The 21,498-nt window shown below is 66.0% G+C and carries 24 protein-coding genes and 1 tRNA gene; 6 read left to right on the forward strand and 19 right to left on the reverse strand.

Features of this window, described 5'->3' with window-relative positions:
- Positions 1 to 168: 168 nt before the first annotated feature.
- Positions 169 to 1,074: an NAD(P)-dependent oxidoreductase gene (locus HTY51_RS15320; RefSeq protein WP_174253532.1), complete on the forward strand. Its 906-nt coding sequence runs from the start codon at positions 169 to 171 to the stop codon at positions 1,072 to 1,074.
- Positions 1,075 to 1,105: 31 nt separating this feature from the next.
- Here HTY51_RS15320 and HTY51_RS15325 read toward each other — a convergent pair whose 3' ends face one another.
- Genes HTY51_RS15325 through HTY51_RS15335 form a run of 3 tightly spaced genes read right to left on the reverse strand, consistent with a single transcriptional unit; the run spans position 1,106 to position 2,818 of the window.
- The gene (locus tag HTY51_RS15325) at positions 1,106 to 1,774 is read right to left on the reverse strand and encodes a BON domain-containing protein (RefSeq protein ID WP_371733841.1); all 669 of its coding nucleotides are present in this window, start codon (positions 1,772 to 1,774) and stop codon (positions 1,106 to 1,108) included.
- Positions 1,771 to 2,370 carry a phosphoheptose isomerase gene (locus HTY51_RS15330; protein WP_174253533.1) on the reverse strand — a complete coding sequence of 200 codons (600 nt, stop codon included), beginning with the start codon at positions 2,368 to 2,370 and terminating at the stop codon, positions 1,771 to 1,773. The genes HTY51_RS15325 and HTY51_RS15330 overlap by 4 nt, the downstream gene beginning before the upstream one ends.
- Before the next feature lie 55 nt (positions 2,371 to 2,425).
- Positions 2,426 to 2,818, reverse strand: a complete 393-nt coding sequence (locus HTY51_RS15335) for a YraN family protein (RefSeq protein ID WP_174253534.1) — start codon at positions 2,816 to 2,818, stop codon at positions 2,426 to 2,428.
- Here HTY51_RS15335 and rsmI point away from each other — a divergent pair.
- Together rsmI and HTY51_RS15345 are read left to right on the forward strand one after the other, a co-directional pair.
- A complete protein-coding gene (rsmI, locus tag HTY51_RS15340) occupies positions 2,818 to 3,732 on the forward strand; it encodes a 16S rRNA (cytidine(1402)-2'-O)-methyltransferase (protein ID WP_174253535.1) in 915 nt (304 codons plus the stop codon). The two genes, HTY51_RS15335 and rsmI, sit on opposite strands and share 1 nt — an antisense overlap.
- Positions 3,729 to 4,217, forward strand: coding sequence for a low molecular weight protein-tyrosine-phosphatase (locus HTY51_RS15345; RefSeq protein ID WP_174253536.1), 489 nt, complete (start codon positions 3,729 to 3,731; stop codon positions 4,215 to 4,217). The genes rsmI and HTY51_RS15345 overlap by 4 nt, the downstream gene beginning before the upstream one ends.
- On the opposite strand, the gene HTY51_RS15350 is transcribed toward HTY51_RS15345, so the two are convergent.
- Entirely contained in the window at positions 4,208 to 5,494 is a 1,287-nt protein-coding gene (locus HTY51_RS15350; RefSeq protein WP_174253537.1) for a Glu/Leu/Phe/Val dehydrogenase, read from the reverse strand. The genes HTY51_RS15345 and HTY51_RS15350 overlap by 10 nt on opposite strands.
- 61 nt (positions 5,495 to 5,555) lie before the next feature.
- Positions 5,556 to 7,202 (reverse strand): L-glutamate gamma-semialdehyde dehydrogenase, encoded by a 1,647-nt coding sequence (pruA, locus tag HTY51_RS15355; RefSeq protein WP_174253538.1) that lies wholly within the window; start codon positions 7,200 to 7,202, stop codon positions 5,556 to 5,558.
- 102 nt (positions 7,203 to 7,304) lie between these two features.
- Here pruA and HTY51_RS15360 point away from each other — a divergent pair, with 102 nt between their 5' ends.
- Positions 7,305 to 7,994, forward strand: coding sequence for a GntR family transcriptional regulator (locus HTY51_RS15360; protein WP_174253539.1), 690 nt, complete (start codon positions 7,305 to 7,307; stop codon positions 7,992 to 7,994).
- Between the two features lie 23 nt (positions 7,995 to 8,017).
- Here HTY51_RS15360 and HTY51_RS15365 read toward each other — a convergent pair.
- Positions 8,018 to 8,093, reverse strand: a tRNA-Arg gene (locus HTY51_RS15365).
- 97 nt (positions 8,094 to 8,190) lie between these two features.
- On the opposite strand from HTY51_RS15365, the gene HTY51_RS15370 reads away from it, so the two are divergent.
- Positions 8,191 to 8,697: a cytochrome c5 family protein gene (locus HTY51_RS15370; RefSeq protein WP_174253540.1), complete on the forward strand. Its 507-nt coding sequence runs from the start codon at positions 8,191 to 8,193 to the stop codon at positions 8,695 to 8,697.
- A 45-nt stretch (positions 8,698 to 8,742) separates the two neighbouring features.
- Here HTY51_RS15370 and HTY51_RS15375 read toward each other — a convergent pair whose 3' ends face one another.
- From HTY51_RS15375 to HTY51_RS15390, 4 genes are read right to left on the reverse strand one after another with little or no spacing between them, the layout of a single operon-like run.
- Positions 8,743 to 10,299, reverse strand: coding sequence for a class I adenylate-forming enzyme family protein (locus HTY51_RS15375; protein WP_174253541.1), 1,557 nt, complete (start codon positions 10,297 to 10,299; stop codon positions 8,743 to 8,745).
- Positions 10,296 to 11,981: a long-chain fatty acid--CoA ligase gene (locus tag HTY51_RS15380; protein WP_174253542.1), complete on the reverse strand. Its 1,686-nt coding sequence runs from the start codon at positions 11,979 to 11,981 to the stop codon at positions 10,296 to 10,298. The genes HTY51_RS15375 and HTY51_RS15380 overlap by 4 nt, the downstream gene beginning before the upstream one ends.
- Before the next feature lie 51 nt (positions 11,982 to 12,032).
- A complete protein-coding gene (locus HTY51_RS15385; protein WP_174253543.1) occupies positions 12,033 to 12,587 on the reverse strand; it encodes a DUF2946 family protein in 555 nt (184 codons plus the stop codon).
- Positions 12,580 to 13,566, reverse strand: coding sequence for a YheT family hydrolase (locus HTY51_RS15390; protein ID WP_174253544.1), 987 nt, complete (start codon positions 13,564 to 13,566; stop codon positions 12,580 to 12,582). Before HTY51_RS15390 ends, HTY51_RS15385 begins: the two co-directional genes overlap by 8 nt.
- 93 nt (positions 13,567 to 13,659) lie before the next feature.
- On the opposite strand from HTY51_RS15390, the gene HTY51_RS15395 reads away from it, so the two are divergent.
- Positions 13,660 to 14,187 carry a LemA family protein gene (locus HTY51_RS15395; RefSeq protein WP_174253545.1) on the forward strand — a complete coding sequence of 176 codons (528 nt, stop codon included), beginning with the start codon at positions 13,660 to 13,662 and terminating at the stop codon, positions 14,185 to 14,187.
- A gap of 75 nt (positions 14,188 to 14,262) precedes the next feature.
- Here HTY51_RS15395 and HTY51_RS15400 read toward each other — a convergent pair whose 3' ends face one another.
- The 9 genes from HTY51_RS15400 to HTY51_RS15440 are packed head-to-tail and all read right to left on the reverse strand — an operon-like array spanning position 14,263 to position 21,424.
- Complete coding sequence (locus HTY51_RS15400; RefSeq protein WP_174253546.1) at positions 14,263 to 14,679, reverse strand: F0F1 ATP synthase subunit epsilon; 417 nt, start codon at positions 14,677 to 14,679, stop codon at positions 14,263 to 14,265.
- 24 nt (positions 14,680 to 14,703) lie between these two features.
- The gene (gene atpD, locus HTY51_RS15405; protein ID WP_174253547.1) at positions 14,704 to 16,119 is read right to left on the reverse strand and encodes a F0F1 ATP synthase subunit beta; all 1,416 of its coding nucleotides are present in this window, start codon (positions 16,117 to 16,119) and stop codon (positions 14,704 to 14,706) included.
- 39 nt (positions 16,120 to 16,158) lie between these two features.
- On the reverse strand, positions 16,159 to 17,037 hold the full coding sequence (gene atpG, locus HTY51_RS15410; protein ID WP_174253548.1) for a F0F1 ATP synthase subunit gamma: 879 nt from the start codon (positions 17,035 to 17,037) through the stop codon (positions 16,159 to 16,161).
- 33 nt (positions 17,038 to 17,070) lie between these two features.
- The gene (atpA, locus tag HTY51_RS15415) at positions 17,071 to 18,624 is read right to left on the reverse strand and encodes a F0F1 ATP synthase subunit alpha (RefSeq protein WP_174253549.1); all 1,554 of its coding nucleotides are present in this window, start codon (positions 18,622 to 18,624) and stop codon (positions 17,071 to 17,073) included.
- A gap of 49 nt (positions 18,625 to 18,673) precedes the next feature.
- Positions 18,674 to 19,204: a F0F1 ATP synthase subunit delta gene (locus HTY51_RS15420; protein ID WP_174253550.1), complete on the reverse strand. Its 531-nt coding sequence runs from the start codon at positions 19,202 to 19,204 to the stop codon at positions 18,674 to 18,676.
- Between the two features lie 8 nt (positions 19,205 to 19,212).
- Positions 19,213 to 19,683 (reverse strand): F0F1 ATP synthase subunit B, encoded by a 471-nt coding sequence (locus HTY51_RS15425; protein ID WP_174253551.1) that lies wholly within the window; start codon positions 19,681 to 19,683, stop codon positions 19,213 to 19,215.
- Between the two features lie 35 nt (positions 19,684 to 19,718).
- Positions 19,719 to 19,967, reverse strand: coding sequence for a F0F1 ATP synthase subunit C (gene atpE, locus HTY51_RS15430; RefSeq protein ID WP_058933479.1), 249 nt, complete (start codon positions 19,965 to 19,967; stop codon positions 19,719 to 19,721).
- A 50-nt stretch (positions 19,968 to 20,017) separates the two neighbouring features.
- Positions 20,018 to 20,908 (reverse strand): F0F1 ATP synthase subunit A, encoded by an 891-nt coding sequence (atpB, locus tag HTY51_RS15435; RefSeq protein ID WP_174253552.1) that lies wholly within the window; start codon positions 20,906 to 20,908, stop codon positions 20,018 to 20,020.
- Between the two features lie 27 nt (positions 20,909 to 20,935).
- Positions 20,936 to 21,424, reverse strand: a complete 489-nt coding sequence (locus HTY51_RS15440; protein ID WP_174253553.1) for an ATP synthase subunit I — start codon at positions 21,422 to 21,424, stop codon at positions 20,936 to 20,938.
- Between the last annotated feature and the right edge of the window lie 74 nt (positions 21,425 to 21,498).

Below are 21,498 nucleotides of genomic sequence, written 5' to 3' on the forward strand. Positions count from 1 at the left end.
ACTGCGCGGGCTTGATGCTTCGTTGGGCGCTGCTCGAAATCCTCACGTACTCACAAGTACGTTCCGGTTTCTGCGCTGCGGCCGCCTCGCCTGAAGCCCGCTCGCCACGCCTGACGGGTTTCTTCAAGCGCGGCATTTCCCGCGGCGCTTTTGCTTCAGGAGCACAGCATGGGCAGCATCAACCCCAAGACCTACGACCCCACCCCCGCGCGCAAGGTGGCCTTCCTCGGCCTGGGTGTCATGGGTTATCCCATGGCCGGGCATCTGGCACGTGCCGGGCACCAGGTCACGGTCTACAACCGCACGCCCGCCAAGGCACAGGCCTGGGTGCAGGAGTTCGGCGGCAGCGCCGCCCCCACGCCACGTGAGGCTGCGGCCGCAGCGGACATCGTCTACGCCTGCGTAGGCAATGACGCAGACCTGCGCAGCGTGGTGCTGGGGCCGGACGGCGCTTTCGCCGGCATGAAGACCGGCGCGGTCTTTGCCGACCACACCACGGCCTCGGCCGAGGTGGCGCGCGAGCTGTATGCCGCCGCGCGTGAGCGCGGCCTGCACTTCGTCGACGCGCCAGTGTCCGGCGGCCAGGCCGGCGCCCAGAACGGCATGCTCACGGTCATGTGTGGCGGTGACTTGGCCGCTTTCGATACGGCCCGGCCGGCTGCCATGGCCTACGCACGCGCCTTCACACGCATCGGCAACAGCGGGGCCGGCCAGCTGGCCAAGATGGTCAACCAGGTCTGCTGCATCGGCGTGATCCAGGGCCTGGCCGAGGCCGTGGCCTTCGGCCAGCAGGCCGGGCTGGACATGGCCCTGGTACTGGACGTGATCGGCAAGGGCGCCGCGCAAAGCTGGCAGATGGACAACCGCGGCAAGACCATGGTGGCCGACCAGTTCGAGTTCGGCTTTGCCGTGGACTGGATGCGCAAGGACCTGGGGCTCGTGCTGGACGAGGCGCGCCGCAACGGCGCGCGCCTGCCGGTGACGGCCCTGGTGGACCAGTTCTACGGGGATGTGCAGGAGATGGGCGGAGGGCGCTGGGACACGTCCAGCCTGGTGCGACGCCTGCGCAAGTAAACCCCCGGCCCTGGACGGACCGGGGCCATCATCACATCGGCCGGCCGCTGGCGGGTGTGGGCGTCTGTCCGCCCGTGCTGGTGGACTGAGACTGCATCTCCAGCAGCTCTTCCTCGGTGATGATCTCGAACAGGCGCACGACCTTCTGCACACCGCTGGTGCGGCGCGCGAGATCGGTCGCACGGTCAGCCTCGCGCAAGGTGACCCGGCCCAGCAGGTAGGTGATGCCCCGCTCGGTCACCACCTTGAAGGCGCTGGTGCTCACGTCCTTGGCGTCGATCAGGTTGGCCTTGACACGGCCGGTCACCAGCGCGTCCGAAGATCGCTGCGTGAGGGTGGAGTGCCCCAGCACCGTCAGCTCGTTGATGATGGAGCGCACGTTCTCGATGCGCGACACCACCTGCTCGGCCAGTTGCTTGTCCTGCTCGCTGGGCACCTCGCCCGTCAGCAGCACCTGCCGGTTGTAACTGGTGATGTTGATGTGCACGCGCTCGCCCAGATGCTCGCGCAGACGCGCGCTGCCACGGGTCTCGATGCGCTCGTCCTCGATCTGCGTGCCCGTGGTGCGGCGGTCGGCCGCCGAGATGCCGGTCACGACGGCGCCACCCAGCATCAGGGGGGCGCAAGCGCTCAGGCCGGCGCCGGCCAGCACGCAGGCCAGCAGGGTCACGGAGAAAGGACGGGCCGGCAACTTCATCATGGATTGTTTTCCTGTTCTCCAAGCAACTGGTGATCCACCGCATCGCAGATGCAATGCAGCGTCAGAAGGTGGACTTCCTGGATGCGGGCGGTGCGCTCGTGCGGCACGCAGATATGCACGTCGGTCTCGCGCAGGGCGCTGGCCATCTTGCCGCCGTTGCGCCCGCTCAGGCCCACCACCACCATTTCGCGCTCGTGCGCGGCATCGATGGCGGCCAGCACATTGCCCGAGTTGCCGCTGGTCGAGATCGCCAGCAGCACGTCGCCGGGCTGGCCCAGGGCGCGCACCTGGCGCGAGAAGATCACGTTGAAATCATAGTCGTTGGCGATCGCCGTCAGGATGGAGCTGTCGGTGGTCAGCGCAATGGCGGCGAGCTCGGGGCGCTCGCGCTCGAAGCGGCCGATGAACTCGGCCGCGAAATGCTGGGCGTCGGCCGCCGAGCCGCCGTTGCCGCAAACAAGCACCTTGCCGCCGTTGGTGACGCAGGTCAGGATGGCCTGCACCGCCGCTGCGATGGGTTTGCTCAGGACCTGCGCCGCCTGGTACTTCAGGTCGGCACTGTCGATGAAGTGTTGTTCAATGCGTTGCTCAAGCATGGTGCCTATGATAACCGCCACCCACCATCCCCGGTATTCCAGGGGCCACTGCCGCTCAGCCTGCGTCGAAGGCCGCCGGCAGCCACTGCAGGCCCTCGCCGTCCAGGGCCACCACGTCGAAACGGCAGGGTGGCGGCACCTGCCAGCGCTGCAGGTAGTGGCGCGCCGCCAGAACGATGCGCCGCTGCTTGGTGGCGCCGACACTGGCCGCCGCCCCGCCGTGCCCGGTGCCGGCGCGCTGGCGCACCTCCACGAAGACCAGGGTACCGTCGGCCGCGCGCATGATCAGGTCGATCTCGCCGCCACCGCGCCCGGGCGTCCGATAATTGCGTTCGAGCAGGCGCAGACCGGCCGCCTGCAGATGCTGCAGGGCCTGCGCCTCGGCGGCCTCACCGGCCTGCCGGGTGCTGGGCTTGCCGGCTGCCGCCGGCCACTTGGGGAACACCATTGAACGCTACTTACGCCTCCGCCCTGTCCGCCGCGCATGACGCGGCCGCTGCCCAGCATTATCCGCAGGGCGCGCTCTACGTGGTGGCCACCCCCATCGGCAACCTGGCCGACATCACCCTGCGGGCCCTGCACGTGCTGCAGCTGGTCGACGCCCTGGCCTGCGAGGACACGCGCCACACCCAGAGCCTGCTGCGGGCCTATGGCATTGAGCGCCCCTCGGCCGCCCTGCTGGCCCTGCACCAGCACAACGAGGCCGAGGCCGCGTTGCAGGTCATCACGCGCCTGCAGGCTGGCCAGCGCCTGGCCTATGTCAGCGACGCGGGCACGCCCGCCATCAGCGACCCGGGGGCGCGCCTGGTGGCCGCAGTACGCGCCGCCGGCCTGCCCATCGTGCCCCTGCCGGGCGCCAGCAGCATCACCGCCGCGCTCAGCGTGGCGGGGGTGGTCGACGAAGCCGGTGCTTTTGTCTTTGCCGGTTTCCTGCCCGCCAAGGCCGGCGAGCGCACGGCTGCCGTGCAGGCCCTGGCCAGCGAGCAGCGGGCCGTGGTGCTGCTGGAGGCGCCACACCGCATCGCTGTGCTGGCCAGCGCGCTTGCCGTGCTGGGCTCCCGTCCTCTCACCGTCGCGCGCGAGTTGACCAAGCAGTTCGAGCAGCTGGTCACCCTGCCGGCGGCGGAGCTGGAGGCCTGGCTGGCCGCCGACGAAAAGCGCGAACGCGGTGAATTCGTGCTGGTGCTGCACCCGCTGCAGGCGCAGCAGAACGAGGGCGGCCCTGACCTGCGCGTGCTTACCCTGCTGCTGGCCGAACTGCCGCTGAAGAGCGCGGTGCGCCTGGCGGCCGAGATCACGGGCACACCGCGCAACACGCTGTACGAGGCCGCGTTGCAGCTCAAGAAGGATGCCGACGCATGAAACCCTACGCCGTGCTTTTCGTCTGCATGGGCAATATCTGCCGCAGCCCGACCGCGCACGGGGTCTTTCGCCACCAATTGCTTGAACGCGGCTTGTCCGCCCGGGTGGAGGTCGATTCAGCCGGCACCCACGGCTACCACGCCGGCCGCCCGCCCGACGAACGCTCCCAGGTGCATGCAGCCCAGCGCGGCTACGACCTGTCGGACCTGCGCGCACGCCAGCTGCTGCCCCGGGATTTCGAGCGCTACGACCTCGTCCTGGTCATGGACCAGGACAACCACGAACACGCGCGCGAACTCTGCCCACCCGGGCACTTGCACAAGCTGCGGCGCTTCACCGAGTTCTGCCTGCAGCGCACGGCACAGGTGGTGCCCGACCCCTACTACGGTGGCGAGCAGGGCTTCGAGCAGGTGCTGGACCTGGTCGAGGACGCCTGCGCCGGCCTGCTGGCCCATGTGCAAACCCAGCTGGAAGCTCAGGGATAAAGGCCGCGCAGTTCACGGGCTTCCAGCACGCGCGTGCAGGCAATCACGAAGGCTGCCGTGCGCAGCGGCAGGCGGCGCTCCTGGGCCAGATCCCAGATGGCCCGGAAGGCCTCGCTGAGCGCGCGGTCCAGGCGCGCATTGATGTCGGCCTCGGTCCAGAAGAAGGACGAGGCGTTCTGCACCCACTCGAAATAACTCACCGTCACGCCGCCGGCATTGGCCAGCACGTCGGGCAGGATGATGGCGCCGCGCGCCAGCAGGATGTCTTCGGCCTGCGGTGTGGTCGGCCCGTTGGCGCCTTCCACGATGAGCCTGGCGCGGATGCGCCCGGCGTTCTCGGCGGTGATCTGGTTCTCCAGCGCGGCGGGCAGCAGGATCTCGCACTCCACCTCCCAGAACTTGTCGTTGGAGATGCACTCGATGCCCGGGAAGTCCAGCAGCGTGCCCGTGCCGGCGGCCAGAAACTTGCCCAAAGCATGCGGGTCGATACCTGACGGCTTGTAGATGGTGCCGGCCACGTCCTGGATGGCCACGATGCGCGCGCCCTGCTCGTGCAGCACCCGTGCCGCGGCGTTGCCCACATTGCCGAAGCCCTGCAGCGCCACGCGCGCACCCTTCATCTCCATGCCCAGGCGCAACATGGCCTCACGCGCCACCACGAAACAGCCGCGCCCCGTGGCGTCGCGCCGGCCCAGGCTGCCACCCAGGGACAGGGGCTTGCCCGTCACCACGCCCGGGCTGGTGGAGCCCACGTTCATGGAATAGGTGTCCATCATCCAGGCCATGACACGTTCGTTGGTGTTCACGTCGGGCGCGGGGATGTCGCGGTCCGGGCCGATGATGATGCCGATCTCGCTGGTGTAACGGCGTGTCATGCGCTCCAGCTCGCTCAGCGACAACTGCTTCGGGTCGACACGGATGCCCCCCTTGGCGCCGCCATAGGGCAGGTTGAGCGCGGCGTTTTTCACCGTCATCCAGCCCGCCAGGGCCATCACCTCGGACAGGGTCACGCCCGGGTGGTAACGCACCCCGCCCTTGCCCGGTCCGCGCGAGACGTTGTGCTGCACACGGTAGCCCTCGAAATGCCGTACCGTGCCGTCGTCCATGTGGATGGGCACGTCGACGATGAGGCAGCGTTTGGGCCGGCGCAGGGTGTCGGCCCAGACACTGAGCCGGCCCAGGTGCGGCAGCACGCGCTCGACCTGCTCCAGATAGGTCGCCCAGGGCCCCAGCTCCAGGGGGTTCAGGTAGGAAGGAAGGGTGTTTTGGCTGCTCATGGTGGGCTCCTGTTGCGTCCGGCAAGAATGTGCGCCATGCCACTTTATTCCCGGATCCGGTTCAAGGCCAGCCCGCACAGCCGCGCAACTGCATATGCGCGTAGGTGTAGTCCCGCGGCGGCACACGGGTCTCCTTCACCGTGCGGGGCGAGACCCAGCGCTGCAGGTTCAAGGCCGATCCCGCCTTGTCGTTGGTGCCGCTGCGCCGCGCGCCGCCGAAAGGCTGCTGTCCCACCACGGCGCCGGTCGGCTTGTCGTTGATGTAGAAATTGCCTGCCGCAAAACGCAGGGCCTCCATCGCCTGCTGGATGGCGCTGCGGTCCTGCGCGAAAACGGCGCCGGTCAAGGCATAGGGGCTGGTCTGGTCGACTGTCTGCAGCATCTGCTCCCACAGGGCATCCTGGTAGACGTACACGCCCAGCACCGGGCCGAAGATTTCCTCGCGCATCAGCGCGTGATCGGGCTGGCTGACCTCGATCACCGTGGGCGCGATGAAATAGCCCTGCGTATCGTCACAGTCGCCCCCCGCGATCAGCCGGCAGGCCGCATCGGCCCGGGCGGCGTCGATGCAGCCCTTGATGCGCGCATAGGCCTTGCTGTCGATGACCGCTCCCATGAAGGTCTGGAAGTCGCGCACATCCCCCATACGCACCGTCTCCAGCATCTCCAGCAGGCGCGCCTTCACGTGCGGCCAGATGGAAGCGGCGATGTAGGCGCGCGAAGCCGCGCTGCATTTCTGGCCCTGGTATTCGAAGGCGCCCCGCAGCAGGCCCACGGCCAGCGCATCCACGTCGGCCGAGGCATGGGCCAGCACGAAGTCCTTGCCCCCGGTCTCGCCCACCAGGCGCGGGTAGGCGCGGTAGTGGCCAAGGTTCTGCGCGGTCTGCAGCCAGAGGCGGTCGAACACCGCCGTCGAGCCGGTGAAGTGGATGCCGGCCAGGTGCGGGCTGGCCAGCACGGCCGCGCTCACGCCCACCGGTTCGCCCGGCACGAAGTTGATCACGCCCGGCGGCAGGCCCGCCTCTTCCAGCAGTTGCAGCACCAGGTAGTTGCTCAGCGCCGCCGTGGCCGAAGGCTTCCACACCACCGCGTTGCCCATCAGCACCGGGGCCGTGGCCAGGTTGCCGCCGATGGCCGTGAAGTTGAAAGGCGTGATCGCGTAGACAAAACCCTCCAGCGGGCGGTGGTCCATGCTGTTGCTGACGCCGGCGCTGGACAAGGGCTGCTGCTGGCTGATCTCCTGCGCGAACTGCACGTTGAAGCGCAGAAAGTCGATCAGCTCGCAGGCTGCGTCGATCTCGGCCTGCTGCACGCTTTTGCTCTGGCCCAGCATGGTCGCGGCGTTGAGCCGCGCGCGCCAGGGGCCGGCCAGCAGGTCGGCCGCTTTCAGGAACACCGCGGAACGCTCCTCCAGCGTCCGACGCGACCACTCCCGCTGCGCCGATACGGCCGCGTCGATCGCCTGCCGGGTTTCCAGTGGCGTGGCCTGATGCAGGGTGGCCAGCACGTGCCGGTGCTCGTGGGGACAGACCACCGGCTCGCGCTGCGCGGTCTGGACGCGCTTGCCGCCGAGGACCAGGGGAATCTCGATCGGCTCACCGTACTGGCGCGCCAGTTCCTGCTCCAGTCCGCTGCGTTCGGCTGATCCAGGGCGATAGGCCAGCACCGCTTCATTGCTGGCCTTGAATGTTTTATGGATATAAGACATGATTTATGTAATCCATTTATATTTAAATTGGATCCAATTATAGGCGGCAGGATTCAGATGGACAATCGTGTATCCAAGATTTCTACAAAAAGCCCTGCGCCCATGAGCACGACCCGCGCCCAGCAAGCCCTGCACGAGACCATCCGGACCCAGCTGCGCTACGAAATCCTCAGCGGATTGCTGCCCGTGGGCCAGCCCCTGAAGCAGGACGCCCTGGCCCAGCGTTTCAACGCCAGCCGCATCCCCGTGCGTGAAGCCCTGCGCCAGCTGGAGTCCGAAGGCCTGGTCGTGCACCAGCTGAACCGCGGCGCGGTGGTGGCGGGCATGAGCATGGACCAGATCCTCGAGATGCTGGACATCCGCATTGCGCTGGAATGCCATGCGGCCAGGCTGGCCGTGTCCAATATGGTCGAGCAGGACTACCAGACCATGGAGAAGATCCTGGAGGCCTATTCGAAGGCCGAGACCGTGCAGGAATGGGCCGAGTACAACCGGCGTTTCCATCTGGCGCTGGGTTCCGCCGCCAACAACCGCCGGCTGCGCCGCCTGATCGAGGACTTCTGCCTCAACACCGACCGCTACACCCATGTGCTGATGTCCAAGGCCACGGGCAAGGAAGGCCCGCAGTCCGACCACTACCGCATCCTGGAAGCCTGCCGGCGGCGTGATGTGCCGGCGGTGGTGCAGCTGCTGGAAGAACACATCACCGAAACCAAACGCGAACTGCTGGCCATCGCCCGCGCCGGCGACGATCAGCCCACGCTGGCGCAGCCCACGCCGGCGACGGCGTGAACTGACAGGGGAAACGGGGAGATTGGTGCGGCTGGCGGGGATCGAACCCACGACCCTTGGCTTCGGAGGCCAATACTCTATCCACTGAGCTACAGCCGCGTTCGGTGGAGCCTGGGATTGTAGGCGGTTTCAGCCCGGGCGACAGTTATAATCAGCGGCTGATTTAGATCAAACCATCAGAATTACCGAGGACACTATGAGCGAGCAGCAGCACGAAGACCATACCGGCCCGATCAAGACGCCCAAGCAGATGATGTGGGTTTCCATTTTTTCCTTCGTCTTGCCTGTTTTCATCATCATCGGCCTGGTGTTCTTCGTGACCTCCGACAAGAAGCCCGCTGCCGGTGCCACCAATATGGAAAAGTCGGTGTCCGAGCGCGTGCAGAAGGTCGGCACGGTCGAGATCCGTGACGCCAACCGCGCGCTCAAGAGTGGCGAAGCCGTCTACCAGGCCCAGTGCGTGGCCTGCCACGGCGCCGGTGTGGCCGGTGCCCCCAAGCTGGCCGACAAGGCGGCTTGGTCGGCCCGCATCAAGACCGGCCTGGATGCCATGGTGAGCTCCGCGCTCAAGGGCAAGGGGGCCATGGCCCCGCAAGGCGGCGGTGATCACTCCGATGTCGAGATCGCGCGTGCCGTGGTCTACCTGGCCAATGCCGGTGGCGCCAAGTTCACCGAGCCCAAGGCACCGGAAGCCGCCAAGTAAGCGACGCCACGCCCCCATGAAAAAGCCGGTCGTCGACCGGCTTTTTCATTTCCGCATCTGCCCCGCGTACTGCTCGCGCAACTCGCGCTTGAGTACCTTGCCGATGGGACTGCGCGGCAGCTCGGTGATGTAACGCAGATCCGCCAGTCGCTGGGTCTTGCCCACGCGTTCGTTGGCCCACAGCCGCAAGGTCTCGGCCGCAAGTTCCTGACCGGGCTGGCGCACGACAAAGGCCACCGGCGTCTCGCCCCATGACTCGGACGGCACCCCCACCACCGCCACATCGTGCACAGCAGGGTGCTCACGCAGCACGGTCTCCAGGTCACTGGGGTAGATGTTGAAACCGCCCGAGATGATCATGTCCTTGCGGCGATCGAACAGGATGAGGAAACCGTCGGCATCGAAGCGGCCAATGTCACCGGTACGGATGAAGCGTTTGCCCTGCGGGTCGAACCACTCGGCCTCGCGCGTCAGCTCGGGACGCTGGTGGTAGCCCTTCATCATGCCGGGCGAGTGGCCCACGACTTCACCCGCCGCACCCGACGGCACCTCGGCGCCGGCTTCGTCGATCAGGCGGATATCGTGGCCCTGCGCCGGCCGCCCCACGGTGTGCAACTTGTCCGGGTGCAGATGCGCTTCCAGGATGCAGGTACCGCCGCCCTCGGTCATGCCGTAGAACTCGACCAGGCCACCCGGCCAGCGCTGGAGCACATCGGCCTTGAGGGCCGCTGAAAACGGTGCACTGGTCGAGAATTTCACCTGGAAGCTGGCCAGGTCGTAGTCTCCGAAGTCCGGTCGCGCCATGAGGCGCTGGTATTGCACCGGCACCAGCATGGTGTGCGTGACGTGCTCTTGCGCGGCCAGCGCCAGATAGGCGGCCGCATCGAACTTGCCCATCAGCAACACGGTGCCACCATAAGCCAGCGTGGGGAAGAACACCACCAGGGTGGTGTTGGAGTACAGCGGGGTGGACAGCAGGGTGACCGCGTCGGCGCCGTAGCCGTAGGTCGCGCCGCGCTGCACATGCGCCCAGCGCATGCCGTGCGGCTGCACGATGCCCTTGGGCTGGCCCGTGGTGCCGGAGGAATAGATGATATTGAACGGCCACGGGGCATCGACCTGTACCGCCTGCGGACGGGCCGGGTCCGGGCCCAGCCATGAAGTCCAGGGGCTGCCCGCCGCAGATTCATCGAGTGCGATGCGCGGCACGCTGGCGGCATGGCTGCCCAGCGTTTCGGCCACGCTGCGGTCCGTGAAGAGCAGTCGCGCGCCCGCGTCGTTCAACATGCCGGCCAGGCTCTCGGCGGTGGCGCCCGGTGCCAGCGGCGCCACCACCACACCGGCACGCAGGGCGCCGAGGTAGGTCACCGCATAAGCGATGGAGGTGCCGGCGCAGATGGCGATCACCTCGCCGGGCAACACGCCATCGCGCTGAAGCGCCGCGGCTACGCGGTCCATCCGGGCATCGAGTTCGGCGTAGCTGAGGGCCTGGCCCTCCTGCACCAGGGCGCGCCGTGCGGGCGCCTGCAGTGCGTGCTGGTGGATGAGGCCGGCGATGGTGCCGAAAGGGGCGGCCAGGGCCTGTTCCAGAGACGCAGTCATGGGCGCGCCAACTCCCGCTCCTGCAGCTCGCGCCACAGGATCTTGCCGGTACCCGATTTGGGCAAGGCGGCCACGAACTCCACGATGCGCGGGCTCTTGTAGGCCGCCATGTGCTCGTGCGACCAGTGGATGATGTCGTGCTCGCTGACCTGACCGCGCGCCTCTTCCTTGAGCACCACCAGCGCCTTCACGGTCTCGCCGCGCCTGGCATCATGGGCACCGATCACGCAGGCCTCGAGGATGGCCGGGTGTTTGTACATCAGCGCCTCGACCTCGGCCGGCCAGACCTTGTAGCCCGAGGCATTGATCATGCGCTTGAGCCGGTCGACCATGAAAAAATAACCATCCTGGTCCACATAGGCCAGGTCACCGGTGCGCAGAAAGCGCCGGCCATCGATCTCGATGAAGGCCTGGGCGGTGGCCTGGGGCTGACGCCAGTAGCCCTGCATGACCTGCGGCGCATGCAGCACGATCTCGCCGGTCTCACCAGCCGCCACTTCCTGCTGCGACACCGGGTCCAGCACGCGGGCATCGACGTCGTAGACCGGGATGCCCAGGCATTGGGGTTTGGGCCGATGCGGCGGGTTGATGTGCGTGGCAGCCAGCGTCTCCGACATGCCATAACCTTCCACGTAATCCAGGCCCGTCAGGTCCTTGAGCTTCTTGGCGATGGCCTCGGGCATGGCCGCGCCGCCGCCGCGCACGCCCTGGAGGCTGGAGAGGTCGTAGTCACCCAGGCGCGGGTTGGAGAGGAAATCCACCACCATGGTGGAGATGGCCTGCCAGATGCCGATGCGGTGGCGCTGGATGCATTTCGCCGCCACGTCGCGGTCCCAGCGCGAGAGGATGACGATGGTGGCGCCGGCAAAAAGCGGCCCGTTCATGCTGCCCGACATGCCCGTCACATGGAAAAAGGGCAGCACGGCCAGGTAGACCGCGTCTTGCGTGCGGCCGAACCACTGCACACCACCCACCAGCGTGCTCATGGTGCTGCGGTGCGTGTGCATGCAGCCCTTGGGCTGGCCCGTGGTGCCCGAGGTGTAGGGCATCACGCACAGGTCGTCCGGGCCGGCGGTGTGCGGGCCGGGGCGCAGCTTCTGCTGCAGCATATCGGCCCACAGCGTCACACCCGGCGCGCTGATGGGCTCGCGCGCTGCGGCGACAAAGGGCGGGACGGCCAGGTCCGTGGGTTTGTGCAGGTAGTCGCTGTAGGCTGCCACCAGCACCTGCTGCAACCCGGCACCGGCGACTTCGCCCTGCAGCGGCGCCATCTGGGGGTACAGGTCCTGCGCCACCAGGGCCACGCTGGCGCCACTGTCGCCGACGTAATGCCGCAGCTCTTCCGTGCGGTTCATGGGGTTGACGGGCACCACCACCGCGTTGGCGCGCAGGATGGCGTAATAGGCCAGCACCCACTGCGGGCTGTTCTGCATGTAGAGCAGGACCCGGTCACCGGCCTTCACGCCGCCCACCTGCTGAAGCCAGCCGGCGATGCGCTCGCATTCGTCGCGGAACTGCTCGTAACTCAGCGGGCTGTCGTAATAGATGAGGTAAGGCTTGTCCGGATAACGCGTCGCCGAGACTTCGACGTTGTACCAGAGGCTGGTCTGCGGCAGGGTCAGCTGCCGGGGCAGGCCCGGGGGCCAGTGCGCGAAATGCCGTGTGTTGTGGGCCGCTTGCATGCTGTCTCCTCGTCTGCCCCGCGCACGCGCACGTGACGGAGGGCGAGGGAATTATGGGCTCTTGCCCGGTGCCGGCCTGTCGCGCTGTGGACTGCGCACATAAGCGTAACGCTGCGGCAGGCTGGCCTGCGGCTCTTCTTCGGGTAACCAGCGGCCGGATTCGACCGCCTCCGCGACGCGGGCCACGTCCTGCGTGTGCACCAGTCCCAGGCCACGCTCGGTCTGCAGGTACACATGGCCGATTTCATCCACCACGCAGCGCTGCACGCTCACCGGCTCACCGCTGTGCGCGCGTACCGTTCCGTCCGCTTCCATGCGCCAGATCCAGGGCGTGGCTTCCAGCTCCACGTAGACACGCTGCGGCCCGTTCTGGAAAAACCAGCGCCCCTGGGCGTCGGCCGCGTAGTTGCGCTGGATGAAGTCGATCAGCTTCTCGTGCCTGAGCAGCGAGCCCTTGGCCCCAGGCCGGCCGCTGTCGAAGGCGCCCGCCGCCTGCGATCGGTCGTCACGCATGTACCAGTTGCCGCGCGCATCCAGCCCAAGCCAGCCGTAGCAGTCGGGCACATTGGGCCACTTGGCCATGGCCTGGCGGACGATGTCATCCATGCGCCTGCTCCTTGAGGCCGGCCGCCTGCAGCAGCCAGGTGCCCACCGCCTCGGGCATGGAGCACACATGGCCCGGCCAGCGCCCGGCGGGGAAACCCACATGCCCCCCCTGCGCGGGCTGCCACAGGGTCACCCACTGGCCCACCTCGCCTGGACGCGGCAGGCTGCCCGCCGGCACAAAGGGATCGTTGCGCGCATTGAGCGCCAGCGCCGGGATGCGGATGCGGTGCAGATGGGGTTTGGCCGAGGCGCGTGCCCAGTAGTCGTCGGTGCTCTTGAAGCCGTGCAGCGGCGCGGTGAACAGGTTGTCAAATTCATAGAGGTCGCGCGTACGCAGCAAGGCCTCCCGGTCGAACAGGCCCGGGTGCTGGTGCCACTTGGCCAGGGCCTTGGGTTTCATGCTGCGCAGGAACATGCGGGTGTAGACCTGCCGGTTGAAGCCGCGTCCGATGGCGTGCCCGCCCGCGGCCAGGTCCAGCGGCGAACAGACACTGGCCACGGCCGAGACCACCGAGGCGGCGGCGTCGCCCAGCTCTGCGGCCCAGCGCAGCAGCGCATTGCCGCCCAGCGAGATGCCCAGGGCCACGATGGGGCCAGGGTGCCGGCTGCGCAGCTGGCGCAGGATCCAGTCGATCTCCTGCCAGTCACCCGAGTGGTAGGCGCGCGGCGCGCGATTGAGTTCACCGCTGCAACCACGGAAATGCGGCACGGCATAGGCCAGGCCCTGCTGCCGGGCGAAGCCGGCAAAGGCCTGTGCGTACTGGCTTTCCGAGGATCCCTCCAGTCCGTGGAAAAGCACCAGCAGGGTCTGTCCCGGCGCGTCCTGCAGCCAGTCGACGTCGATGAAGTCGCCGTCCGGTGTATCCCAGCGCTCGCGCCTGAACTGCGGCCGCGGCCCATGCCCACGGCGGGCATACAGCGCCGCCCAGATGGTCTGCAGGTGGCCGCCGGGCAGCCAGAAGGGTGAGGTGTAGTTCATGCCAGAGAGGTCGGTTGGCCCGATTTTCCTCCACCGCACACGCCATGGCTGTCAGCGGTGTATTCTTGCCACGCCTTCGTCCCGGAGTTCACCATGCGGTCCCGCTCACTTGTCTTGCTCTTGCTTGTTCTGCTGTCCGGCTGCGGCTACCGCGACTTCCAGCAGCTCGATGCCGAGCGCCAGGCCGCCTGGGCGGCCTTGACACCGCTGTACCAGCAACGCACCGCCCTGCTCACCAACCTGCTCACGGCGTCCCGGCCCCTGCCCGGGATCGATCCCGCCCAGCTGGTCCGGCTGGCTGAGGCCCGCGTCCAGGCGATTGCCTTGCCAGCGACGCCCGCCCTGCCTGAGGACGCTGCACTGCTGCAGCGTCATACCGCTGCTCAAGCGGCACTGGGCGCTGCGCTGGCACCTGTCCTGCAGGCGGCACGCCGCGCACCGGGCCTGCAGCCCCTGAGCGGTCAGTTCGATGGCCTGGAGAACCGTATCACCGTGGCCCGCAAGCGCTACGAGCTGGCCACCCAGCGCTACAACAGCCTGGTCGACAGTTTTCCCTCCAGCCTGACGGCCCGGGTCCTGGGCCTGGGACCGCGGCCCATCCTGGGCGACCCCCAGCCCTGAAGGAACAAAGGCCCTGCGTTCACACGACAGGGCCTTGTTGACAGTGCGGTCGCAGGGGCCGCGGCTGAAGCGCGCTTATTTCTTCTGGCGGTACTTGCGTAGCGCTGCGATCTGAGCGGCCATGACAGCCAGCTCGGACTGGGCCTTGGCCAGGTCCAAATCGCTCTTGGCGTTCTTGAGTGCTTCTTCGGCGGCCAGCTTGGCTTCGTTGGCCTTCTCCTCGTCCAGGTCCTTGCCGCGCACGGCGGTGTCGGACAGGACGGTCACGCAGTCGGGCTGGACTTCCAGGATACCGCCGGCGACGAAGACGAACTCTTCCTTGCCGTCAGCCATCTCGATGCGCACCGAGCCGGGGCGGATGCGCGTGATCAGCGGGGTGTGACGCGGGTAGATGCCGAGCTCGCCCGCTTCGCCGGGCAGCGCGACGAATCGCGCCTCGCCCGAGAAGATGGACTCTTCGGCACTGACCACATCGACGTGGATGGTGTTCATGGTGACTCCGGTTGGCCCGCTGGCTTAGACCTTCTTGGCTTTTTCGAAGGCTTCGTCAATGGTGCCGACCATGTAGAAGGCCTGCTCGGGCAGGTGGTCGCATTCGCCAGCCACGATCATCTTGAAACCGCGGATGGTTTCCGACAGCGGCACGTACTTGCCCGGGGCGCCGGTGAACACCTCGGCCACGTGGAAGGGCTGCGACAGGAAACGCTGGATCTTGCGCGCGCGGGCCACGGTGAGCTTGTCTTCCGGTGCCAGTTCGTCCATGCCCAGGATCGCGATGATGTCGCGCAGTTCCTTGTAGCGCTGCAGCGTGCCCTGCACGGCGCGGGCCGTTGCATAGTGCTCTTCGCCCACGACTTGCGGGTCGAGCTGGCGGCTGGTGGAGTCCAGCGGGTCCACGGCGGGGTAGATACCCAGCGAGGCGATGTCACGCGACAGCACCACGGTGGAATCCAGGTGGGCGAAGGTGGTGGCGGGGGACGGGTCGGTCAGGTCGTCGGCCGGCACGTAGACGGCCTGGATCGAGGTGATCGAGCCGGTCTTGGTGGAGGTAATACGCTCTTGCAGACGGCCCATTTCCTCGGCCAGCGTCGGCTGGTAGCCCACGGCGGAAGGCATACGACCCAGCAGGGCAGACACTTCGGTACCGGCCAGGGTGTAACGGTAGATGTTGTCCACGAAGAACAGCACGTCCTTGCCTTCGTCACGGAAGGCTTCGGCCATCGTCAGACCGGTCAGGGCCACGCGCAGACGGTTGCCCGGGGGCTCGTTCATCTGGCCGTAGACCATGGCCACCTTGGAGTCGCCCAGGCTTTCCTGGTTGACCACACCGGCGTCCGACATCTCGTGATAGAAGTCGTTGCCCTCACGGGTACGCTCACCCACGCCGGCAAACACGGACAGACCCGAGTGCGCCTTGGCGATGTTGTTGATGAGTTCCATCATGTTCACGGTCTTGCCCACGCCGGCGCCACCGAACAGGCCGACCTTGCCGCCCTTGGCAAACGGGCACACCAGGTCGATCACCTTGATGCCGGTTTCCAGCAGTTCGGTGGAAGGCGACAGCTCGTCATACGCCGGGGCCTTGCGGTGGATGGAAGCAGTCTGGGTCTGGGCCACGGGACCGCGTTCGTCGATGGGATTGCCCAGCACGTCCATGATGCGGCCCAGGGTCGCCTTGCCCACGGGCACGGTGATGGCCTTGCCGGTGTTGCTGACCATCAGGCCGCGGCGCAGGCCGTCGGAAGAACCCAGGGCGATGGTACGGACCACGCCGTCGCCGAGCTGCTGTTGCACCTCGAGCGTCAGGGCCGAACCGTCCATCTTCAGGGCGTCATAGACCTTGGGCATCTGGTCGCGCGGGAACTCCACGTCCACCACGGCGCCGATACACTGAACAATCTTGCCTTGCACTTGCGTGTTTGCTTGAGCCATTTTTCGCTCCAATAATTTGAATCTGTTACCTGTCGAACGTCAGACCGCCGCGGCGCCTGCCACGATTTCCGACAGCTCTTTGGTGATGCCGGCCTGGCGGGTCTTGTTGTAGACCAGCTTGAGTTCGGCGATCACGCTCCCCGCGTTGTCGGTGGCGGCCTTCATGGCCACCATGCGGGCGGACTGTTCCGAGGCCATGTTTTCGGCCACGGCCTGGTAGACCAGTGCTTCCACGTAACGCACCAGCAGCTCGTCGATGACGGACTGCGCGTCGGGTTCGTAGATGTAGTCCCAGTCGTGCTGCGGGCCGCTGGCTTGCGCCTCGTCCAGCATCTTGGCGGCCGACAGGGGCAGCAGTTGCTCGACCACGGGCTCCTGGCGCATGGTGTTGATGAACTTGGTGTAGCACAGGTACACCGCGTTCACTTCACCACGCGTGTAGGCGTCCAGCAGCACTTTGACGGGGCCGATCAGCTTGTCCAGATGCGGCGTGTCGCCGAGCTGGATGGACTGCGAGACCACCTTCGCACCGATGCGGTTGAGGAAGCCCAGACCCTTGTTGCCGATGGCCACGGCCTGCGTGCTCACGCCCGCAGCCTGCAGCTCGCGCAGCTTGTTGGTCACGCCGCGCAGCACGTTGGTGTTGAGGCCGCCGCACAGGCCCTTGTCCGTGGTCACCACGATCATGCCGGCGCTCTTGGCTTCGTTCGTCTGCATGAAGGCGTGCACGTACTCGGGATTGGCACGACCGAGGTTGGCGGCGATGTTGCGCACCTTCTCGCTGTAGGGACGGGCGGCCTGCATCCGCTGCTGCGCCTTGCGCATCTTGGATGCGGCCACCATTTCCATGGCCTTGGTGATCTTCTTGGTGTTCTCCACCGATTTGATCTTGCCGCGTATTTCCTTACCTGCTGCCATGAGGGCTCCTTGGGAATCTTCAGGTCGGAAATATCAGGCGAAAGTCTTCTTGAACGCGCCGATGGCGGCGGTCAGTTCGGCTTCGGCATCCTTGTCCATGGCCTTGGCAGCTTCCAGCTTGGCCAGCAGCGCGGCGTGCTTGTCCTTGAGGTAGGCGTGCAGGCCGTGCTCGAAGGGCAGCACCTTCTTGACTTCGATGTCGTCCATGAAACCCTTGTTCACGGAGAACAGCGAGGCGGCCATCAGGCTGATGGACTGCGGGCTGTACTGGGCCTGCTTGAGCAGTTCGGTCACGCGGGCACCGCGGTCCAGCTGCTTCTTGGTCGAGGCGTCCAGGTCGGAGGCGAACTGCGCGAAGGCAGCCAGCTCACGGTACTGGGCCAGGTCGGTACGGATACCGCCGGACAGGTTCTTGATCAGCTTGGTCTGGGCAGCACCACCGACGCGCGACACCGAGATACCGGCGTTGATGGCGGGGCGGATACCGGCGTTGAACAGGCTGGTTTCCAGGAAGATCTGGCCGTCGGTGATCGAGATCACGTTGGTCGGCACGAAGGCGGACACGTCGCCGGCCTGCGTCTCGATGATCGGCAGGGCCGTCAGCGAACCGGTCTTGCCCTTGACGGCACCCTTGGTGAAGGCTTCGACGTAGTCGGCGTTCACGCGGGCGGCACGCTCCAGCAGACGGCTGTGCAGATAGAACACGTCGCCGGGGTAGGCTTCGCGGCCCGGGGGACGGCGCAGCAGCAGCGAGACCTGGCGGTAGGCCACGGCCTGCTTGGACAGGTCGTCATAAACGATCAGGGCGTCCTGGCCGCGGTCGCGGAAGTATTCGCCCATGGTGCAGCCGGAGTAGGCCGACACGTACTGCATGGCAGCGGATTCAGAGGCGGTGGCGGCCACGACGATGGTGTATTCCATCGCGCCGGCCTGCTCCAGGGCACGCACCACGTTCTTGACGCTGGAGGCCTTCTGGCCGATCGCGACATAAACGCAGGTCATGTTCTGACCCTTCTGGTTGATGATGGCGTCGATGGCCACGGCGGTCTTGCCGGTCTGGCGGTCGCCGATGATCAGCTCGCGCTGGCCGCGGCCGACCGGCACCATGGCGTCGATCGACTTCAGGCCAGACTGCATGGGCTGGTCCACGGATTGACGCGCGATCACGCCCGGAGCGACCTTTTCGATCACGTCGGTCATCTTGGCGTTGATCGGGCCCTTGCCGTCGATGGGCTGGCCGAGGGCGTTCACCACACGGCCGATCAGCTCGGGGCCGACCGGCACTTCCAGAATGCGGCCCGTGCACTTGACGGTGTCGCCTTCGGAGATGTGCTCGTACTCGCCCAGAATCACGGAGCCGACGGAGTCGCGCTCGAGGTTCAGGGCCAGGCCGTAGGTGGGCTGGCCATCCTTGCCGGCCGGGAACTCGAGCATTTCGCCCTGCATCACATCGGACAGGCCGTGGATGCGGACGATACCGTCGGTCACGGAGACCACGGTGCCCTGGTTACGGATGTCGGCGCTGGCGGACAGGCCTTGGATCCGGCTCTTGATGAGTTCAGAAATCTCTGCGGGATTGAGTTGCATGACTCTTTCCTTCTTTCCTTGGGTTGGGCTGACAGCGAAGCAAAAAGCCTCAGGCCGTGAGAGCCACTTTCATTTGTTCCAGACGGGCCTTGACAGAAGTGTCGAGCACCTCGTCACCCACCACCACACGGATGCCACCGATCAGGTCGGCATCGAGCTCGACCTTCACGTTGAGTTTGCGGTCAAAACGCTTTTCGAGCGTTGCCGCCACATTGGCCAAGGCTGCGCCATCGATCGGGAACGCACTGTAGACCACCGCGTCTGACGAACCACCTTGTGCGTTCTTGAGGGCACGGAACTGCTCGGCCATCTCGGGCAAGGCGTTCAGGCGACCGTTTTCAATGACGGTGCGCAGGAAGTTCCTGGCCTGATCGGGCAGCGCGGTCTTGGCAAGGCCGGCGATCAGGTCGAACACCTGGTTCGTCGTCACACGCGGATTGCCGGCAAACTGCTGCAGGCCGGCATCACCGGCGATTGCAGCAAGCTCTTCCACCCAGGCCTGGGCGCCGTTCAGGTCCGACTTGGTCGACTGGAACAGTGCTTCGGCATAAGGGCGGGCAATGGTGGCAAGTTCAGCCATGGTTCACCTTACAGCTCGGTCTTCAGGCGATTGAGCAGATCAGCATGGACACCGGCATTGACTTCCTTGCGGAGAATCTGCTCGGCGCCCTTGACGGCCAGCGCAGCGACCTGCTCGCGCAGGGCCTCCCGCGCCTTGACGGTCTGCTGCTCGGCTTCGGCCTTGGCCGCGGCGATGATCTTGTTGCCTTCTTCGGTGGCGCGGCCCTTGGCCTCTTCGATCAAGGCCTGGGCACGACGCTCCGCGTCCGCCAGACGGCTGGCCGTCTCGTTGCGCGACGTGGCCAGTTCGGCCTCGACGCGCTTGTTGGCGGCGGCGAGTTCGGTCTTGGCCTTGTCGGCGGCAGCCAGGCCGTCGGCGATCTTCTGGGCCCGCTCGTCGAGCGCCTTGGCGATCGGCGGCCACACGAACTTCATCGTGAACCAGACCAGGATCGCGAAGACAACAGCCTGCAGGAACAGGGTTGCATTAATGTTCACGGCTTAATCCTTTCGGTCGTGAAAGGGCCGGGAAATCAGCGCAGAACGAAGGGGTTGGCAAAAGCGAACAGCAGGGCGATGGCCACACCGATCAGGAAGGCGGCGTCGATCAGACCAGCCAGAATGAACATCTTGGTCTGCAGTTCGTTCATCAGCTCGGGCTGACGAGCCGAAGACTCCAGGAACTTGCCACCCATCAGGGCGATACCGATCGAAGCGCCGATAGCGCCGAGACCAACGATGATGCCGCAAGCCAGAGCGACGAGGCCGAGAATGTTTTCCATGAGAAGCTCCTAAAAGTTAAGTGAAAAGAAAAAACAAACAGATAAAAGGATCAGTGTGCGTCGTGCGCCTGGCCGGTGTAAATCAGCGTCAGCATCATGAAAATGAAGGCTTGCAGGGTGATGATCAGAATGTGGAACAGCGTCCACACCGTCCCCGCCACCACATGACCGAACCCCAGCCAGAACCCGCCTTCCAGGGGATTGAACTGCCAGGCCCAAACGCCACCCATCAGGGCGATCAGCATGAACACCAGTTCACCGGCAAACATGTTGCCGAACAGTCGCATGCCATGGGACACGGTCTTGGCCAGGTACTCGATCATCTGCATCAGGAAGTTGATCGGGTACAGGGCCCAATGGTCGCCAAAGGGGGCGGCAATCAGCTCGTGCGCCCAGCCGCCCAGGCCCTTGATCTTGATGTTGTAGAACAGGCAGATCAGCAGCACCGAGCACGAGAGGCCCAGCGTGGTGGAGAGGTCGGCGGTCGGCACCACGCGCATGTAGTCCTTGAAGCCCATGGCCGGACCGGCGTTGTGCCAGAGGCTGGGGATCGCATCGACCGGCAGCATGTCCATGAAGTTCATCAGGAAGATCCAGAGGAACACGGTCAGGGCCAGCGGGGAGATCAGCTTGCGGCTCTTGGCGTTGTGGATCACGCCCTTGGCCTGGTTCTCGACCATCTCGACCAGAATTTCGACAGCGGCCTGGAAACGCCCCGGCACGCCGGCCGTGGCCTTGCGCGCGGCCATCCACAGGATGAAGCAGCCCAGCACGCCCAGCACGACCGAGAAGAAGACCGAGTCCAGGTTGAAGACACCGAAATCCACAATGCTGGTCTGCTTCACGCTGTTGAAGGAGAAATCCTTCTGCAGGTGCTGCAGGTGGTGGACGATGTATTCGCCGGCCGTCGGGGCCTGTGCTCCAGTGTTTTCAGCAGACATAAATCACCAGTTCGTCAATTCAAAAATCTATTCCGGCGACTTGGGACGCACCGGGCGCAACCACGCGGCCACCCAGTACACCTTCATCGTCACCACAAAACCGGCCAGCAGCGCCAGCCAGCTCAAGTGCGGAACCAGCTTCGGCGCTGCCAGCAGGATCACCACCGTCAGGGCGATCTTGACCAGTTCCCACACAAAAAAACCTGCGAGTGCAGCCCCTGCCGTACCCGTCTGACGCGACAGTGCCCGGGCCAGCACGGCCGCCGGCAGCACCACTGCCAGCGCTCCGTAAGCCACCGACAGCGCCAGTTCCCGACCGAACAGCCAAGCCACCAGGGTCGCCCCCATCCCCGCCATCGCCTGCCACGCCACAATCCGCCAGGGCGAAAGGGGCTGCTGCGTCTCACGCCAGCGCCGCGCCTCATCGGCGCTCAGCGGCTTGAAATCATCCTCAGGCGACGCATCTGCCTCATCTGCAAAAGCCGGCTTTCCCTGTGGGGGCGTGTTGTTGGACATTTTCAGCACCCCGCCTGCTGCCGTAAACTTCTGCAAAGCCGCTGATTATAGTTAGAAAGTCCGGGCTTCCCGCC

Origin of the sequence: Rhodoferax sp. BAB1 (assembly GCF_013334205.1) — a bacterium.
In the GTDB taxonomy this organism is placed as follows: Bacteria; Pseudomonadota; Gammaproteobacteria; order Burkholderiales; family Burkholderiaceae_C; genus Hylemonella.

Coding starts and splice junctions, on each gene's coding strand:
- HTY51_RS15320 (WP_174253532.1), top strand. CDS start 169: ATGGGCAGCATCAACCCCAAGACCTACGACCCCACCCCCGCGCGCAAG.
- HTY51_RS15325 (WP_371733841.1), bottom strand. CDS start 1,774: ATGATGAAGTTGCCGGCCCGTCCTTTCTCCGTGACCCTGCTGGCCTGC.
- HTY51_RS15330 (WP_174253533.1), bottom strand. CDS start 2,370: ATGCTTGAGCAACGCATTGAACAACACTTCATCGACAGTGCCGACCTG.
- HTY51_RS15335 (WP_174253534.1), bottom strand. CDS start 2,818: ATGGTGTTCCCCAAGTGGCCGGCGGCAGCCGGCAAGCCCAGCACCCGG.
- HTY51_RS15345 (WP_174253536.1), top strand. CDS start 3,729: ATGAAACCCTACGCCGTGCTTTTCGTCTGCATGGGCAATATCTGCCGC.
- HTY51_RS15350 (WP_174253537.1), bottom strand. CDS start 5,494: ATGAGCAGCCAAAACACCCTTCCTTCCTACCTGAACCCCCTGGAGCTG.
- pruA (WP_174253538.1), bottom strand. CDS start 7,202: ATGTCTTATATCCATAAAACATTCAAGGCCAGCAATGAAGCGGTGCTG.
- HTY51_RS15360 (WP_174253539.1), top strand. CDS start 7,305: ATGAGCACGACCCGCGCCCAGCAAGCCCTGCACGAGACCATCCGGACC.
- HTY51_RS15370 (WP_174253540.1), top strand. CDS start 8,191: ATGAGCGAGCAGCAGCACGAAGACCATACCGGCCCGATCAAGACGCCC.
- HTY51_RS15375 (WP_174253541.1), bottom strand. CDS start 10,299: ATGACTGCGTCTCTGGAACAGGCCCTGGCCGCCCCTTTCGGCACCATC.
- HTY51_RS15380 (WP_174253542.1), bottom strand. CDS start 11,981: ATGCAAGCGGCCCACAACACACGGCATTTCGCGCACTGGCCCCCGGGC.
- HTY51_RS15385 (WP_174253543.1), bottom strand. CDS start 12,587: ATGGATGACATCGTCCGCCAGGCCATGGCCAAGTGGCCCAATGTGCCC.
- HTY51_RS15390 (WP_174253544.1), bottom strand. CDS start 13,566: ATGAACTACACCTCACCCTTCTGGCTGCCCGGCGGCCACCTGCAGACC.
- HTY51_RS15395 (WP_174253545.1), top strand. CDS start 13,660: ATGCGGTCCCGCTCACTTGTCTTGCTCTTGCTTGTTCTGCTGTCCGGC.
- HTY51_RS15400 (WP_174253546.1), bottom strand. CDS start 14,679: ATGAACACCATCCACGTCGATGTGGTCAGTGCCGAAGAGTCCATCTTC.
- atpD (WP_174253547.1), bottom strand. CDS start 16,119: ATGGCTCAAGCAAACACGCAAGTGCAAGGCAAGATTGTTCAGTGTATC.
- atpG (WP_174253548.1), bottom strand. CDS start 17,037: ATGGCAGCAGGTAAGGAAATACGCGGCAAGATCAAATCGGTGGAGAAC.
- atpA (WP_174253549.1), bottom strand. CDS start 18,624: ATGCAACTCAATCCCGCAGAGATTTCTGAACTCATCAAGAGCCGGATC.
- HTY51_RS15420 (WP_174253550.1), bottom strand. CDS start 19,204: ATGGCTGAACTTGCCACCATTGCCCGCCCTTATGCCGAAGCACTGTTC.
- atpE (WP_058933479.1), bottom strand. CDS start 19,967: ATGGAAAACATTCTCGGCCTCGTCGCTCTGGCTTGCGGCATCATCGTT.
- atpB (WP_174253552.1), bottom strand. CDS start 20,908: ATGTCTGCTGAAAACACTGGAGCACAGGCCCCGACGGCCGGCGAATAC.
- HTY51_RS15440 (WP_174253553.1), bottom strand. CDS start 21,424: ATGTCCAACAACACGCCCCCACAGGGAAAGCCGGCTTTTGCAGATGAG.